Consider the following 15,656-nt stretch of genomic DNA (forward strand, 5'->3'; position numbering starts at 1 on the left):
AAGCTTTAATAGTAGTAACATCTTCTTCCAAAATATCTACATCTTCTATCTACTAAATTTCTAAGCAAAATAAATCTCATAAAATCTCTAAGAATGCCTCTTCTTGATCTGTATTCTTCATCTAGATCAACTTCGTCATCTCTAGTTTTATTTTCATTAGTATAACATTCATATATTCTGTCAACCATATTTTCTACTACATCTTCATTAGGAAATACATACATATTTCTATCGTCTTCTTGACAAACTCTAACTGTTATTCGTTGAACTTTATGATATAGTTGTGGACACATATCTTTATATCTTTTCATGCAATAATTTAAATAATTATCATAATAGTAGTTGTACATACCTAATTCCCCCTTATATTTTAGCTCAATTTTATAATATGTAAAAACTACTATTATGTTATTACTTTTTATAATACTATCTCTTGACCAAATTTTTCTATGCTTATAATTTTTGTAGGTTTATCTTTGAAAATCTCTTTAAACTTAAAAGTAATATCAAAATCTTCTCCAAAATGCATAGGAATAAAAACCTTAGGATTTACGTTTTCGATAAAATATTGCCCTCCCAAAGTGCTATATTCTTCTAACCTTGGATCTACTGGAAAAAATGCTATATCTATTTCATCTTCTTTTATTTTTTGTATTTCTTCCTTAAATATTTTCTTTGCATACTTTCTATTTTCCTCGCTATCTTCTTTCCAGTACCAACAATTTAAATCTCCGGCATGGAATATGTTTATATTTTCTACTTTAACTAAAAAAGAAACTCCCTCATCAGTAGATCCGTATGTTTTTATTTTTATATCATTAATATCTATTTTTTCATATGGATTTAGGAAATAAATATCTTTTTCATCTACTTTTATATCACTACTAAATATGTAATATGTATTTTTGTTATATTTTTTCCAATTTAGTATTTCTGTATTAAAGTGGTCATAGTGAAAATGACTTGAAAATATGTATACATTCTCATTTTCCTCAAATTCTTGTGTATTTATACAATTTGATTTATCCATATAATAATCGAATATAAATAAATTCTTTCCAAGCTTAACCTTAAATCCACTATTATATATAAATGTTATTTTTAAGCTCATAATTCCCTCCACATTTAATCCATCTTAGTATTATATATTTTTTCTATATAAATTATAACCTTTTTAACACAAATTGTAACTTATGAATATATTAATACAGGTAAATAAATTGTATTTTTGGGGGGATATTTGTGAAGCTGTCTAAAAAACTCATTTTTACACTTTGCTTGTTGTTTTCTTTATCTTTTGTTTTTACAGGATGTAAATCTAGTAATCTTACAAAAATCAAACTAGCAGAAGTTACCCATTCTATTTTTTATGCTCCTCAATATGTAGCTATTTCTGAAGGATTCTTTGAAGAAGAAGGACTTGATGTTGAACTTATAAACACTCAAGGTGCTGATAAAACTATGGCTGCTCTTTTATCTGGAGAAGTAGATATAGGCTTTATGGGTCCAGAAGCATCTATATATGTTTATAATCAAGGAAGAGAAGATTACGCTATAAACTTTGCTCAATTAACTCAAAGAGATGGTTCTTTTCTTGTTGGTAGAGAAAAAGACGATAACTTTTCATTTGATAAGCTAAAAGGCAAAACTATAATCGGAGGAAGAAAAGGCGGAATGCCTCTTATGACTCTTGAATATGTTTTAAAGAATAAAGGCCTTGAAATAGGTAAAGATGTAATAGTTAGAACTGATATTCAATTCGCTGCTATGGCAGGAGCTTTTGTAGGTGGAGAAGGTGATTATGTAACATTATTTGAACCTACTGCATCAGCACTTGAAAAACAAAGCAACGGATATATAGTAGCATCTATTGGTAAAGAATCTGGATATATACCATATACTTGTTATTCAGCTACAAAATCTTATATAGAAAAAAATCCAGATATAATCCAAAGATTTACAAATGCTATATACAAAGCTCAATTATGGGTTAACAGTAATTCTCCTGAAGCTATAGCAAATTCTATATCTAACTTTTTCCCTGAAATCGATTTAGAATCATTAACTGAAGTTGTAAAAAGATATAAACATCAAGACACTTGGTCAAAAACTCCTATTCTTGAAAAAGAAAGTCTAGAGCATCTAATGGATATTATGCAGCTTGCAGGTGAGCTAGATAAAAGAGCACCTTATGAAAAAATAGTTACTACAGAGTTTGCTAAAAACTCAGTTGAAAACATAAAATAAAAACCAAAAGGGATACCCCTTTTGGTTTTTTATACTACTCCTTGAGCCATCATAGCTTCAGCAACTTTTAAAAATCCTGCTATATTAGCTCCTACTACATAATTTCCTTCAAATCCGTACTCTTTAGCAGCTTGTTTAGCTGAATTGAATATATTAACCATTATTTGATCTAATTTTTCATCAACTTCTTCAAAAGTCCAAGCAAGTCTCATACTATTTTGAGACATTTCTAATGCTGAAGTTGCAACTCCACCTGCATTAGCAGCTTTAGCAGGAGCAACTAATATATTGTTTTCTATAAGTAAATTTAATGCTTCATTTGTACAAGGCATATTAGCTCCTTCTCCTACTGCTATAACCTTATTAGCTATAAGAGCTTTTGCATCTTCAACATCTATATCGTTTTGAGTAGCACATGGTAAAGCTATATCACATTTAATATTCCAAAGACCTCTTCCTTCGTGGTATTGAGCTTGAGGATGATATTTTACATACTCACTAATTCTTTTTCTTTCTACTTCTTTTATTTGTTTTATAGTGTCTAAATTTATTCCTTCTTCATCATATATGTATCCACTTGAATCAGACATTGCTACAACTTTAGCTCCATAACTTTGAGCTTTTTCACAAGCATATATAGCAACATTTCCTGATCCAGATATTACTACTTCTTTTCCTTCTAGACTATGTCCATGTTCTTTAAGCATTTCTCTAACAAAATAGATAAGACCATAACCTGTTGCTTGTTTTCTAACTAAAGAACCTCCATATGTAAGTCCTTTTCCTGTTAAAACTCCTGCCTCATAAGCATTTTTTATTCTCTTATATTGACCATACATATATCCTATTTCTCTAGCTCCAACACCGATATCCCCTGCTGGAACATCTATATCTTGTCCTATATGTCTATAAAGCTCTGTCATAAAACTTTGACAAAATCTCATTATCTCTGCGTCAGATTTTCCTTTAGGATCAAAATCAGATCCTCCCTTACCTCCACCTATCGGAAGACCTGTTAAAGAGTTTTTGAATATCTGTTCAAATCCTAAGAATTTTATTATACCTAAGTATACAGAAGGATGGAATCTAATTCCTCCTTTATAAGGCCCTATTGCACTATTAAACTGTACTCTAAATCCTCTATTAACGCGAACTTTACCACTATCATCAACCCAAGGAACTCTAAATATTACTTGTCTTTCTGGCTCTACTATCCTTTCAAGTATTCCTGCTTCTATGTATTCTGGGTGTTTTTTTAAAACAGGTTCAATTGAAATTAAAACTTCTTCTACAGCTTGATGAAACTCAGTTTCACCTGGATTTCTCTTTTTCACTTGTTCTAAAATCTCTTGCACTAAAGACATGGTTTTTCCCCCTTAACTTTTTTAAAGTGTACCCTTATCTGTAATTATACAACTTGTAGTATATTTTTCAATACATAATTTTCTAAAGATTGACCTAGGAACAGTTTTTTTTATAACAAACAGATACCTTTTTATGAACAATACAAGCTAAAAGTATAAATATATTAATTAAAACTATAATTCCACCAGAAGCTAAATCATAATAATAAGATAAAATTATACCAGATAATACTGATACTTGACTAAACAAAAATGATAATATCAATGTACTCCTGAAACTTTTAGATATTCTCATAGCAGATGCTATAGGAATAACAAGCATAGATGATATAAGTAAAATACCTACTATCCTCATACATATAACTATTACTAAAGATACTAATACTATAAATATTGTATTTATAGTTTTGACACTTATTCCTGATACTCTAGCACCTTCCTCATCAAATGATATATAAAAAAGCTTATAAAAATATAATTTTAGAAAAACTATAATAACTAAAGATAAAAAAATCATTACAATTATGTCAAAGTTAGATATAGATCCTATACTTCCAAACAAATAGCTCATAAAATTTACAGCTCTATTTTTAGATATTCCTATCAAAACCACTGCAAGAGCCATTCCTGCAGACATTATAACAGATAAAGATATATCTTCAAACTTTCTATAATTTTCTTTTAAAGCTTGAATCCCTAGTGATCCAAATATACAAAATGCCATAGCACCTATAACTGGATTTATATCAAAAAGTACAGATACAGCTACTCCAGACAACGCAAGGTGTGATAAACTCTCTCCTATAAGTGACATTTTTCTTAAAACTACAAAAACACCTATTAAAGGCGCTACAAATCCTATTATTACTCCTGCTATTAATGCTCTTTGCATAAAATCAAAATGTAAAAAATCTAGCATATACCCCTCCCTAGTTTCGATTAAAAAAATCTATATTCTCACCATATATACTTCTTAAATTGTTTTCTATATCTACAAACTGTGTACTTTTATGTATGTGTATTTTTTTATTACCAATACATGCAACTTTGTTAACTTTATTTATCACACTACCTATATCATGAGAAACAATAAATATAGTTACTCCTTCTTTATTTAGGTTTTGCATTATATTATAAAACTCTTCTTCAGATCTATAATCTACACCAACAGTAGGCTCATCTAAAAACAATATAGAAGGATCTTTGCTTAAAGCCTTAGCTATAAAAACCCTTTGCTGCTGACCTCCTGATAAATTTCCAATTAATCTATCTTTATATTCTATCATATTAACCTTGTTTAGTACTTCATGAGTTTTTTCTATTAACTGCTTACTACTCAGATTATGTATAGATTTTAAAGTAAATAATATTATTTCTTCAACTGTAGCTGGAAAACTTTCATTAAAAGAATTAGCCTTTTGAGATACATACCCTATTTTATTTTTATATTTTGAAAACTTTATATCCTCTCCTAAATACATAATTTTTCCACTTGTAGGCGTTAATATTCCCAAAAGAAGTTTTAAAAGAGTAGTTTTTCCTGATCCATTAGGCCCTATTAATGCAAAATAATCTCCTTTTTCTATATCAAAACTTATGTTATCTATAACACTTACACCATCATAACTAAAACTTAAATTTCTTACCTGAAATATAGACTTCATAAATAACACCTCACTTTTAAGTTATATCAAATTATACAAAAAAAGAGAGTGGATTTCCACTCCCCTTAAACAACCTATGCAGTTGTTTTAGTTTCTGAATAATATATACTTTCATCAAACTCTCCTTCTGATTTAGCTACAACTAGTGTACAAACAGTATCCCCTGTTATATTAACAACTGTTCTGCACATATCTAGCAATCTATCTATTCCTATTATAAGCGCTATCCCTTCAACTGGTAATCCTATTGATTGTAAAACCATCGATAAAGTTATAAGTCCAACCCCTGGAACTCCTGCTGTACCAACAGATGCTAATGTAGCTGTTACTATTACAGTTAAGAAAGATTGAATAGTTAAATCAATTCCATAAACTTGAGATATAAATACTACTGCTATACCTTGCATTATAGCCGTTCCATCCATATTTATAGTAGCTCCAAGAGGTAATGTGAATGACGCTACACTATTTGAAACACCTAGTTTTTCCTCTGCTGTTTCTATCGTAAGAGGTAATGTTGCATTACTTGATGAAGTTGAAAACGCAACACTCATAGTTGGAGCAAACTTTTTAAAGAATACTACAGGATTTAGTTTTCCAAATATACTTAAAACACCCATATAAACTACTGTAGCATGAATCAATAGCGCTAATATTACACCTATCATATATTTTGCAAGCGGCCACATAGCATCAAATCCAACTGTTGCAAAAGTGTTAGCTATAAGTGCAAATACCCCATATGGAGCAAATAGCATAACTACAGATACCATTTTCATAATTACTTCATTTAAAGAGTCAAATATATTTATTAGTGGTTTAGCTTTTTCCCCAACTAAAGCTATACTAATACCAGTTAAAAGTGCAAATACTATAATCTGAAGCATAGCTCCTTCTGCCATAGAAGCTATAGGGTTTACTGGAACCATATCAATTATTATATCAACTAAAGGACTTGCCTGACCTATTGTAGGCTCGCTAGTCATAACATTAGATAAATCAAGCCCTACTCCAGGATTTATAACATTTCCTAGTATCAAAGCAAGCGTTATAGCTACTGCTGTTGTTGCCATATAAAAACCTAAAGTTTTTGCCCCAACTCTTCCTAGTTTTTTTACATCTCCAATAGCTGCCGATCCACAAACTAAAGAAACAAATACAAGTGGAACAACAAGCATTCTTATACCATTTACGAATACTCTTGCAAATAATTTTAATATACCTCCTATAAGAAGAGTATCCTTAACAAATCCCCCTGGAACTTTACTAAGTATTATACCAAATATAGCTCCGAGTATAAGACCTGCGAAGATCTTAGACGTAAGACCCACCTTCTTTTTCATAACATCCTCCCCTTTTGAATTTTTATTTTCTTCATTATAGCTACGATGATACAAAAAAAATCAGAAAAATTCAAAACAATTTTCAAACTTTTCAGTATTTTGATTTTGAGCTTTAATTAACATTCACTGTGTAAAAGTATCCCTTCTATAAATTTTTTTATATTAACTTTTCCTCCATAGCTATTTTTCCCCCTTATATAATCCATTTCTAATCTTACATCTTCAAAGTTATATAGTGAATTTGAATATTGAATAAAATCATCATTCATATAATCTTCTATACCTAAACTTGCTATATTAGTTAATCCTTTATTTAAAGCTCTTCTTATTCTTTGTTCCATAGCTTTAGGATTATCACTTAATTTTTCACATATTTCACTTACCTTATAATTAAACATTCTTTCTTTATTGTCTAATAAATATTGACAAATGTTTATTATATCTTTACTTCCTATCTCTCCTAATATTCCAAGTTTTGATAATATAAATCTTATTTTTTCTATTTCATTTGATTTTAATTTCTCACTTTTATTTATATCTAAATCGCTAAACATACTTTTTATTCTTCCTAATGTTTCTTCCATCTTTATTTTTTCAAGTACATTTTCTATTACCTTTACAACTTCAACTATATTTATAGGCTTGCTTATAAAAAATTCTATCCCACTTGAATATGCCTGTTCTATTAAGTTTTTAGACGAAACTTGAGATATCATAATTATCTTAATATCATTTTTTCTTTTTTTATATTATTTACAACTTCTATTCCATCACTTTTAGGCATAAGCAAATCTACTATAACTATATCAGGATTTTTTAAAATAATATCTTCAATACACTCTAAAGGATCTATTGAACTTCCTACAACTTGTCCTAAGTTTTTGTCATCTATTATATTTTCTAATATTTTTATTATAGTTACATCATCATCAACTATATAAAACTTCATCTTCATCATCTCCCACATGTGAATGTTTGTATTCTATACTTTCCTTAGGAATTTTGATTTCAAATATAGTTCCATCTTCATATTCTGAGTTTACTATTATTTGGCCTTTAAATTTATCTTTTACTATATCTTTTACTAAAGTTAGCCCAAGCCCCCTGTTTATATCTCCTGTTTTATTATCAAATTTGGTTGAAAAGCCAGGATTAAATATGTAATCTATATCCTTTTTTTTAATACCTACTCCATTATCATAAACTATAAAACAATGATTGCTCTCATCAGAAAAATGTTTTACCATTATAGTACCCTTTCGCTTAGCACATTCTATAGACTCAATAGAGTTTTGAATAAGATTTCTAAGTATTGATATTAAAGTATAGTGATGTTTTGTATAAAAATCTCCTTCTCTTTTAAATATTATGTCTATTTCTTTTTCTTCAGCAGATATAAACTTATTTGTACTATCTTCAAGAATATAAAATATATCTTTTAAACTCATTTTAGTGTATTCCATTTTGTTTACCTTTAGATCTTGTATCCCTCTTATTACTCTTATATAGTCTTTTTTTATTTCGTGTATGTCCTTAGCTATAGATAATGCAAGGTTTGATTTTTCATCTTCTAACTCCTTATAAAGTTTGAATGCTTTGTTCATGACATTTTCTATATTTTCTATATTTTTATTCATTAAATATATTTCTGACTCTAAACTAGAAGTTAAAAGGATAAGTTTTCTATACCTTTCTTCGTGCTCTTCCTTCATTAACAACAATTTATAATGTTTGCCTAATGTAATTATTAAAAACACAAATACAACTCTTATAAAAGCTATTAAAGCAAGCAATCTAAACACATTAAAAACATCTACATCGTTTATATTTTCAATTCTGATTAGCACCTCAAGAAAATTTGAAACAAAATCACAAGTCCAAATACCTATTATAACTTTTGTTATATCTTTTTCATGCCTTACATTTAGAAAATAAAATATTATTCCATATGTTATATAAAAAAATATCAAAGGATAATTTAATTCAAACGCACTTTTGTAATCTAAATAAGCGTTTAGACTCAAAATACTTCTAAAAATAAACACTACAAAAGCTGTAACCGTAGATGTTGTTATAATATTTATATTTTTGTAGTTTATAAGAAATATGGGAAAAAATATTATAGCAAACGATATTCTAAAATTATTTATAAACAAGTTTATGTATATTTGTGATACTAATGCTGTAAAAACAGCTACAAATAATATTTTTCTTACCTTTTCCATATAAATCACCTAATCTACATTTATGCTATTTATCTATTTCTATATTCTCAATATTTTTTCCTTTAAATTTAATATTTTATCTTTTCCATTTGAATTGTCTACAAACTGAAACACCTATAAATTTATAGGTGTTTTTGATTACTTTTCTTTTCTTAACTTTTCTATAAGATCTGCAAATACCTTTAAAGATGTGTAAATTGAATTTTTATCTTCCATATCAACCCCAGCTTTTTTAAGCTGATTAAGAGGATAATCAGATCCTCCACTTTTTAAGAACTCTATATATTTTTCTACTGCTTTTTCTTCATTATTTAAAATTTTAAAACTCAAGAAAGATGCAGCTGAAAATCCTGTAGCGTATTTATATACATAAAAGTTAGAATAAAAGTGAGGTACTCTTGCCCATTCAAACTGTATATTTTCATCAACTATCATATCTTTTCCGTGATATTTTAAATTAAGATCGTAATATATCTGACAAAATTGCTCAGATGTTAACGACTGCTTATTTTCTATTTTTTCGTGAGTTATTTTTTCAAATTCTGCAAACATGGTTTGTCTATATACTGTTGTTCTAAATTGTTCTAAGTAATAATTTAGTAAATATAATTTTTCTTCTTTAGTAGTAGCATTTTTCAGCATATAATCCATAAGTAGTTGTTCATTGAGTGTAGATGCAACTTCAGCTACAAATATTTTATACCTTGAATATATAAAAGGTTGATTTTTCTTTGAATAATAACTGTGAATAGAATGCCCTATTTCGTGTGCTACTGTAAACAAAGAAGATAAGTCATCTTTATAATTCATAAGTATAAATGGATAAGAGTCATAACTTCCCCAAGAATATGCTCCACTTTTCTTTCCTTCATTTTCATAAACATCTATCCATCTTTCATCAAAACATTTCTTTACTAACGATATATATTCATCTCCTAAAGGTTTAAATGCTTCAAGTAAAATTTGCTTAGCTTGCTCGTAAGTTATTTTCATATCAAAATTTTCTACCAAAGGAACATATAAATCATACATATGAAGATTATCTAAATTTAAAAATTCCTTTTTCAACCTCAAATACTCATGCAAAAGATTTAAGTTTTCATTTACTGCATCTATTAAGTTTTCATAAACAAGAGTAGTTATGTTATCTTGAAACAAAGATGCCTCTAGAGCAGATTTATATCCTCTTATCTTTGAATAAAATACTTCTCTTTTTATGGCTCCTGATAGTGTTGATGCAAATGTATTTTTATATTTTTTATAAGTTTCATACATACTTTCAAAAGCTTTTTTTCTAACATCTCTGTTTTTACTTTGCATAAAAGTAGAGTAATTTGCATGAGTTATTTGAACTTTTTTTCTGTTTTCATCTTCAATTTCTGGAAATTTCATATCTGCAAACGATAACATTTCGAATGTAGTTTCTATAGTGTTTGAAACATCTAATGAAGATGATAAAATTTCTTCTTCTCTTTCTGATAAAGTATATGGCTTTTTTCTAAGAATTTCTTCGATAAATTTGTCATACTTTTTTAATTTATCACATTTCATGTAATCATTTATTATTTCATCACTTATTTTTATAATTTCAGGAACAATAAACGATGTTTCAGTAGATACTTCGGTAGATAACATTTCAGCCTTACCAGCTAAGGCTTGATTTTTTGTGTCAGTGTTATCTTCATGCTGTTTCATATGAGTGTAAACATATATGTGTTGAGAAAGCCTTAATATATCTTCATATACACTCAAAGCGTTGTACAAGTTTTCTTTACTACATTTAAGTTTTCCCTTGTACTGTTTTAGATTTTTTAGCATATCTCGTACTTTATCAAAATCTTTCTTAAGATGCTCATCATCTTTATACATACTGTCTAAATCCCATTTATATTCTTTGTTTATCTCACTTCTCTTTTTTCCCATAAATATCCTCCATTTTCTAATATAGTATATTTTACTCTATATAGTCTACTTTAACAACATATTCAGAATCTAATATTTTCTTAAGAATTTTCTTTATAGATATTTTATCACTATAAACTACTGTTATATTTATAGCCCAAATTTTTTCACAACTTTCCGATTCTAAAATTTGCATATTTTTTATTATAATTTTATTTTTTTCAAGTATTTGTACTATTCTAGATAAAGTTTCCGATATATTGCTTGTGTATACATAAAAGTCAGAAGTTTTCTTTATTACTATTATTTTTTCTATTTTTCTTAAAGTATATAAAGTAATAAATAAAAATATTAAAACCATAAAACTCAGGTAATAGTATCCATATCCTATAGCAAGACCAACGCATGCAATTACCCAAATTCCTGCTGCAGTAGTTAATCCTCTTACACTGCTTTGAGTCTTTAAAATAGCTCCCGCTCCTAAAAAACCTATTCCAGATAATACTTGTGCAGGTATACGTCCTGGATCTAGATTTATAACATCTTTGTAATCGTTAAACAAAAGCAAAGATGTCATAGCTGCAACACATGATCCTACGGCTACTAAAACATGCGTCCTAAATCCTGCCCACTGATTGGATTTTTCTCTTTCTATACCCACTATTCCACCTATAATCATTGCAAGAATTAGTCTATATATAATATCCGCCCTACTCAAAAGTATCACCCCTTTTTTCTAATTATATTAACTATTCATCTAAAATTGACTGAATTTTATGATATAATGTATAAAAACTAATAATGGGGGTATTAGCGTGAATAAAAAAATAGGCTTTATAGGTTGTGGAAATATGGCTCAAGCTATTATAGGCGGACTTATAACATCTGATTTGATTTCTTTTGACAATATAATAGCAAGCGATATTGATAGTGAAAAACTAAAAACAACTAAAGATAAATATAACATATTAACTACTAACAACAACGTAGATGTAGCTACATTTTCAGATATTATTTTTCTATCAGTAAAGCCCGACAAGTATAAACTTGTAATCAAAAAGATAAAAGATTTTGTAAAAGATGATGCCATAATAGTTACAATAGCAGCTGGAATAGACATTTCTTTTACAGAAAAATGTTTCCAAAGAAAAATTAAAGTAGTTAGAACTATGCCAAATACACCTTCTTTAGTCAAAGAAGGAATGAGTGCTATCTCTTTTAATGACCTTTTAGATGATAACGAAAAAGAGCTTATCTTAAAATTATTCGAAAGCTTTGGAAAAGCAGAAGTTATTGATGAGTCTTTAATGGATATTATCCCTTCTATAAGTGGTTCGTCTCCTGCTTATGTATATATGTTGATAGAAGCTTTAGCTGATGGAGCTGTTTTAAAAGGTTTGCCTAGAGATAAAGCATATAAATTAGCTGCACAGTCTGTTTTGGGAGCTGCTAAAATGGTTCTTGAAACCAATGAACACCCAGCTGTTTTAAAGGACAAAGTGTGTTCTCCAGGAGGCACTACTATTGAAGCGATATATGAACTTGAAAAAAGAGGCTTTAGATCTGCTATTATATCATGTATGGAAAAGTGCACACAAAAGGCTTTATCAATGTCTAAAAATATGTAAATTTATTATCCAAGAAGATTAATCATTCATATTTATTCTTCTTGGATAAGCTATTTTTATCCCTTTTTCTCTAAACTTAACTAGTATTTCAAGCCTTGCATCTTTTAGAGCCGACCAATATTTGAACGGTTCAACCACACCTGTTATTGTGTACTTTGCTCCTATGTTTTTTTCATCTATATCTGTTATTCCATAAACGTCAAATGGATTAGCTGGTTCATTCATTATATTTTTACATAAAAATTCACTATATTTTTCATTAAGAGCATCACAAACCTCTTTTAATGTATCTATAACTAAATGAGGATCTGTTTCATAAGATACATAAACGTGAACTATAACCCTCATTCTTTTTCTATTATAGTTTACAATAGACTTTATTTCGCTATTTGGAATATGAATCCTTCTTAAACTCCAATCCCTAATACTTGTACTTCTAAGTCCTATCTCTTCCACAGTTCCTCTAAACATTTCATTAATAACTACAAAATCCCCTACCCTCATTTGTTTTTCAAACAAAATGAAAAAACCATTTAATATATCCTTTATTAAACTTTGCGTTCCAAAACCAGCCACAAGACCTATTATACCTGCTCCTGTTAGCATAGTCGACTTACTTAAATCTAACATTCCATACTCTCTTAATATAAGGATTATTGCTGAAAAAAAAGCTAAATAATAAGAAACAGAAACTATAATACTTCTTATAGTCTTTTCATACTGAATATCAAATTTAGTTACATCAAATACTTTCTTTGTTATATATTTTATAAACCTTATAGACAAAAACGATATAACTATTATAAAAATGCTCTTTATTAATCTTAACATGATTATCCCCTACAAAAAATATTTTCAAGATACATTGTTGCCCTTTAATAAGATATATATACAAAAAAAAAGAGAAGGATTACCTTCTCTTTTAGTTTGTATGACTTAATTTTAGATATTCATTTATTAAAGAATCGATTTTCATACTAGTACTTTCTAGCTCTTCCTTAAAAATATCTGGGTATTGAACATATCTATTGATTTCTTCTCTTAAATCCTCTATTTCTCTCCTTATTTCTTCTATTTTCGTCATACTTACCACCATTTTCTAATATTCTTTAATAAAAGTTTATCAAACGATCGTATTATTTGTCAATACTTAGCACTTGAAAACGTTTTAACATATTTTTATATTTGTCTATAAATAACTTACAAACTACACCAACGAACATTCCTGTTGGAATAGATGATATAAAAAGTACAGGCAAGTACATGAATATGTTTATATCTTTTATAATAAAAGATGCTACAAGTAATTGACCTATATTATGAAATATACTTCCAGCCATACTAACCCCAATTATACTCAAGTTTTCTTTTTTATATTTTATTAACAAATTCATGATTAACAAACTTAAAACTGAACCTGTTATACTAAATAAAAACGAAGACAACGACCCCCAAAAACTAGAAATTAAAATTCTCAAAAAAACTATTATCAACGTATCTTTAAATCCAAATAACTCAAGACAAATTAAAGTTACGATATTTGAAATACCCAGCTTAGCCCCAGGAGATAAAAATAAAAAAGGATTGGGAATATAAGATTCAAATATGTAAAGTGCTATAGCTTTTGCTACAAAAAGGGAAAGTATAATCATCTTTTTAGTCTTATTCATAAAATCCTCCTAGTAAGATATAACATCTACTTTTTCTTGTTTTCCTGTTATTTTTACATATAATCTATGAGGAAGACATGCAATTATCTGACCTTTCTTTGTTATATGTCCTGTTTTAACACATATTTGATCTTTACAATTTGAACTAGTTACACTTACTCCAAAATCATGAACTAATACAGTGTTTTCTCCATAAACTGTATTTACTTTTATCTGTTGGGAATAGTTTTTATCCTTTAAATGTATAGTTTTATAAACATTTCCATCAACAACTATTTGTATATATTTTTCGTTTTCATCATCTTTTTGGTTGTTCATAACAAATAGCATGCCTAGTGATATAAATAAAATTAATATTACTAAAACTATATCTCCTTTTTTCATAAAGCTCCTCCCTAACTTTTATTCCTATTATACTTTATAAAAAGAAAAAGAAAAAGACCTGACAATATGTAGGTCTTTTTCTATACTATAGATACTATATCTTTTTGTGAAGCTTTAACTTCTGCTCCTATTTTAGCTTCAATTTTTTTACCTTCTGGTAAGTTTGTGAAAATTACAGGAGTAATTAAAGAAGGTACCTTATCTTTTATTTTATCGATGTCTACTTTTAATATAAGCTGACCTGCTTTTACTTTATCTCCTTCACTTACTAAAGCCTCAAAACCTTCTCCACCCATATTAACTGTGTCAATTCCAAAGTGGATAAGTACTTCTGTTCCATCATCTGCAGTTAATCCTATTGCATGTTTTGTATGGAATAATGTGCTTACTTCTCCATTTACAGGAGATACTACTTCTCCTGATGAAGGATCAATCGCAAATCCATCTCCCATAATTCTTTGAGAAAACACCTTATCAGGAACATCTTCAATACTTAATATTTTTCCACTTATAGGAGATAAAAACTCACTTTTCTCTACTTGTTTTTCACTTTGAATTTCAGAAGAATCTTTAGCAGAGAACATATTTTTGATGCTTTCTAGTAATTTTTTCATGTCAAATTCTCCTTTCTAAATAAATAAAGCATGAGTAAAGCATTAAACCTTACTCATGCCTGATCGAATCAGTAACACGTAAAATACATTTTATATATTAACATACCTTTAGAAATTTAACAAGATTTTGCTTTACATTTTCATAGCTTTTTCCAAAACCATATTTTCTAGTTCTTTTTTATAGTTTTCAAGATTTTTATAAATCTTTTCATCTTGAATAGCTATAATTTGAGCTGCCAGTATACCAGCATTTTTAGCACCATTTATACTAACTGTTGCAACAGGAACTCCAGGAGGCATTTGAACTATAGAATATAAAGAATCTAACCCTCCTAAACTTTCAGTTTTTACAGGAACCCCTATAACAGGAATGCAAGTAAGAGATGCTACCATACCCGGAAGATGTGCAGCTCCTCCAGCACCTGCTATTATAACTTTTATCCCTCTTTTATGTGCACTTTTAGCATATTCATATAGTCTATCAGGAGTTCTGTGAGCTGAAACAATTGTCATCTCATAGTCTACTTGAAGCTCATTTAAAATCTGAGCAGCCTCTTTCATCACAGGTAAATCCGAATCACTTCCCATTATTATCCCTATTTTCATATAAATCCC

At 28.5% G+C, this 15,656-nt stretch carries 19 protein-coding genes; 2 read left to right on the plus strand and 17 right to left on the minus strand.

What is annotated here, in order from left to right:
• Positions 1–5: 5 nt before the first annotated feature.
• Together JWYL7_RS07010 and JWYL7_RS07015 are read right to left on the minus strand one after the other, a co-directional pair.
• Positions 6–350, minus strand: coding sequence for a hypothetical protein (locus JWYL7_RS07010; RefSeq protein WP_066070946.1), 345 nt, complete (start codon positions 348–350; stop codon positions 6–8).
• Positions 351–418: 68 nt separating this feature from the next.
• On the minus strand, positions 419–1,111 hold the full coding sequence (locus tag JWYL7_RS07015; RefSeq protein ID WP_066070948.1) for an MBL fold metallo-hydrolase: 693 nt from the start codon (positions 1,109–1,111) through the stop codon (positions 419–421).
• A gap of 131 nt (positions 1,112–1,242) precedes the next feature.
• Between JWYL7_RS07015 and JWYL7_RS07020 the strand changes: the two genes are divergently transcribed.
• A complete protein-coding gene (locus tag JWYL7_RS07020) occupies positions 1,243–2,247 on the plus strand; it encodes an ABC transporter substrate-binding protein (protein WP_066070951.1) in 1,005 nt (334 codons plus the stop codon).
• A 29-nt stretch (positions 2,248–2,276) separates the two neighbouring features.
• Here JWYL7_RS07020 and gdhA read toward each other — a convergent pair whose 3' ends face one another.
• The 9 genes from gdhA to JWYL7_RS07060 all read right to left on the minus strand — a co-directional run bounded on the left by gdhA (position 2,277) and on the right by JWYL7_RS07060 (position 11,463).
• Positions 2,277–3,611 (minus strand): NADP-specific glutamate dehydrogenase, encoded by a 1,335-nt coding sequence (gdhA, locus tag JWYL7_RS07025; RefSeq protein WP_066070954.1) that lies wholly within the window; start codon positions 3,609–3,611, stop codon positions 2,277–2,279.
• A gap of 94 nt (positions 3,612–3,705) precedes the next feature.
• Positions 3,706–4,530 carry a metal ABC transporter permease gene (locus JWYL7_RS07030; protein WP_066070956.1) on the minus strand — a complete coding sequence of 275 codons (825 nt, stop codon included), beginning with the start codon at positions 4,528–4,530 and terminating at the stop codon, positions 3,706–3,708.
• Between the two features lie 10 nt (positions 4,531–4,540).
• On the minus strand, positions 4,541–5,275 hold the full coding sequence (locus tag JWYL7_RS07035) for a metal ABC transporter ATP-binding protein (protein WP_066070959.1): 735 nt from the start codon (positions 5,273–5,275) through the stop codon (positions 4,541–4,543).
• Positions 5,276–5,349: 74 nt separating this feature from the next.
• Complete coding sequence (locus JWYL7_RS07040; protein ID WP_066070962.1) at positions 5,350–6,618, minus strand: dicarboxylate/amino acid:cation symporter; 1,269 nt, start codon at positions 6,616–6,618, stop codon at positions 5,350–5,352.
• Between the two features lie 116 nt (positions 6,619–6,734).
• Entirely contained in the window at positions 6,735–7,334 is a 600-nt protein-coding gene (locus JWYL7_RS07045) for a response regulator (RefSeq protein WP_331722119.1), read from the minus strand.
• 2 nt (positions 7,335–7,336) lie between these two features.
• Positions 7,337–7,567: a response regulator gene (locus JWYL7_RS10800; RefSeq protein WP_331722120.1), complete on the minus strand. Its 231-nt coding sequence runs from the start codon at positions 7,565–7,567 to the stop codon at positions 7,337–7,339.
• The gene (locus JWYL7_RS07050; RefSeq protein ID WP_066070965.1) at positions 7,548–8,843 is read right to left on the minus strand and encodes a sensor histidine kinase; all 1,296 of its coding nucleotides are present in this window, start codon (positions 8,841–8,843) and stop codon (positions 7,548–7,550) included. Before JWYL7_RS07050 ends, JWYL7_RS10800 begins: the two co-directional genes overlap by 20 nt.
• Positions 8,844–8,981: 138 nt before the next feature.
• Positions 8,982–10,766 carry an oligoendopeptidase F gene (gene pepF / locus JWYL7_RS07055; protein WP_066070968.1) on the minus strand — a complete coding sequence of 595 codons (1,785 nt, stop codon included), beginning with the start codon at positions 10,764–10,766 and terminating at the stop codon, positions 8,982–8,984.
• 31 nt (positions 10,767–10,797) lie between these two features.
• Positions 10,798–11,463: an MgtC/SapB family protein gene (locus JWYL7_RS07060; RefSeq protein ID WP_066070971.1), complete on the minus strand. Its 666-nt coding sequence runs from the start codon at positions 11,461–11,463 to the stop codon at positions 10,798–10,800.
• 97 nt (positions 11,464–11,560) lie between these two features.
• Here JWYL7_RS07060 and proC point away from each other — a divergent pair, with 97 nt between their 5' ends.
• Entirely contained in the window at positions 11,561–12,373 is an 813-nt protein-coding gene (gene proC / locus JWYL7_RS07065) for a pyrroline-5-carboxylate reductase (protein ID WP_066070974.1), read from the plus strand.
• An 18-nt stretch (positions 12,374–12,391) separates the two neighbouring features.
• Here proC and JWYL7_RS07070 read toward each other — a convergent pair whose 3' ends face one another.
• The 6 genes from JWYL7_RS07070 to purE all read right to left on the minus strand — a co-directional run bounded on the left by JWYL7_RS07070 (position 12,392) and on the right by purE (position 15,647).
• Positions 12,392–13,204: a mechanosensitive ion channel family protein gene (locus tag JWYL7_RS07070; RefSeq protein ID WP_066070976.1), complete on the minus strand. Its 813-nt coding sequence runs from the start codon at positions 13,202–13,204 to the stop codon at positions 12,392–12,394.
• 91 nt (positions 13,205–13,295) lie between these two features.
• A complete protein-coding gene (locus tag JWYL7_RS10185; protein WP_331721829.1) occupies positions 13,296–13,457 on the minus strand; it encodes an aspartyl-phosphate phosphatase Spo0E family protein in 162 nt (53 codons plus the stop codon).
• A gap of 52 nt (positions 13,458–13,509) precedes the next feature.
• Entirely contained in the window at positions 13,510–14,043 is a 534-nt protein-coding gene (locus tag JWYL7_RS07075; RefSeq protein WP_066070979.1) for a Gx transporter family protein, read from the minus strand.
• Between the two features lie 9 nt (positions 14,044–14,052).
• Positions 14,053–14,427, minus strand: a complete 375-nt coding sequence (locus tag JWYL7_RS07080) for a NusG domain II-containing protein (protein ID WP_066070982.1) — start codon at positions 14,425–14,427, stop codon at positions 14,053–14,055.
• Positions 14,428–14,507: 80 nt separating this feature from the next.
• Positions 14,508–15,041, minus strand: coding sequence for a PTS sugar transporter subunit IIA (locus JWYL7_RS07085; RefSeq protein WP_066070986.1), 534 nt, complete (start codon positions 15,039–15,041; stop codon positions 14,508–14,510).
• Between the two features lie 132 nt (positions 15,042–15,173).
• Complete coding sequence (purE, locus tag JWYL7_RS07090; RefSeq protein ID WP_066070989.1) at positions 15,174–15,647, minus strand: 5-(carboxyamino)imidazole ribonucleotide mutase; 474 nt, start codon at positions 15,645–15,647, stop codon at positions 15,174–15,176.
• Positions 15,648–15,656: the final 9 nt, after the last annotated feature.

Origin of the sequence: Alkalithermobacter thermoalcaliphilus JW-YL-7 = DSM 7308 (assembly GCA_001584565.1) — a bacterium.
Classification (GTDB): domain Bacteria; phylum Bacillota; class Clostridia; order Peptostreptococcales; family Peptostreptococcaceae; genus Alkalithermobacter; species Alkalithermobacter thermoalcaliphilus.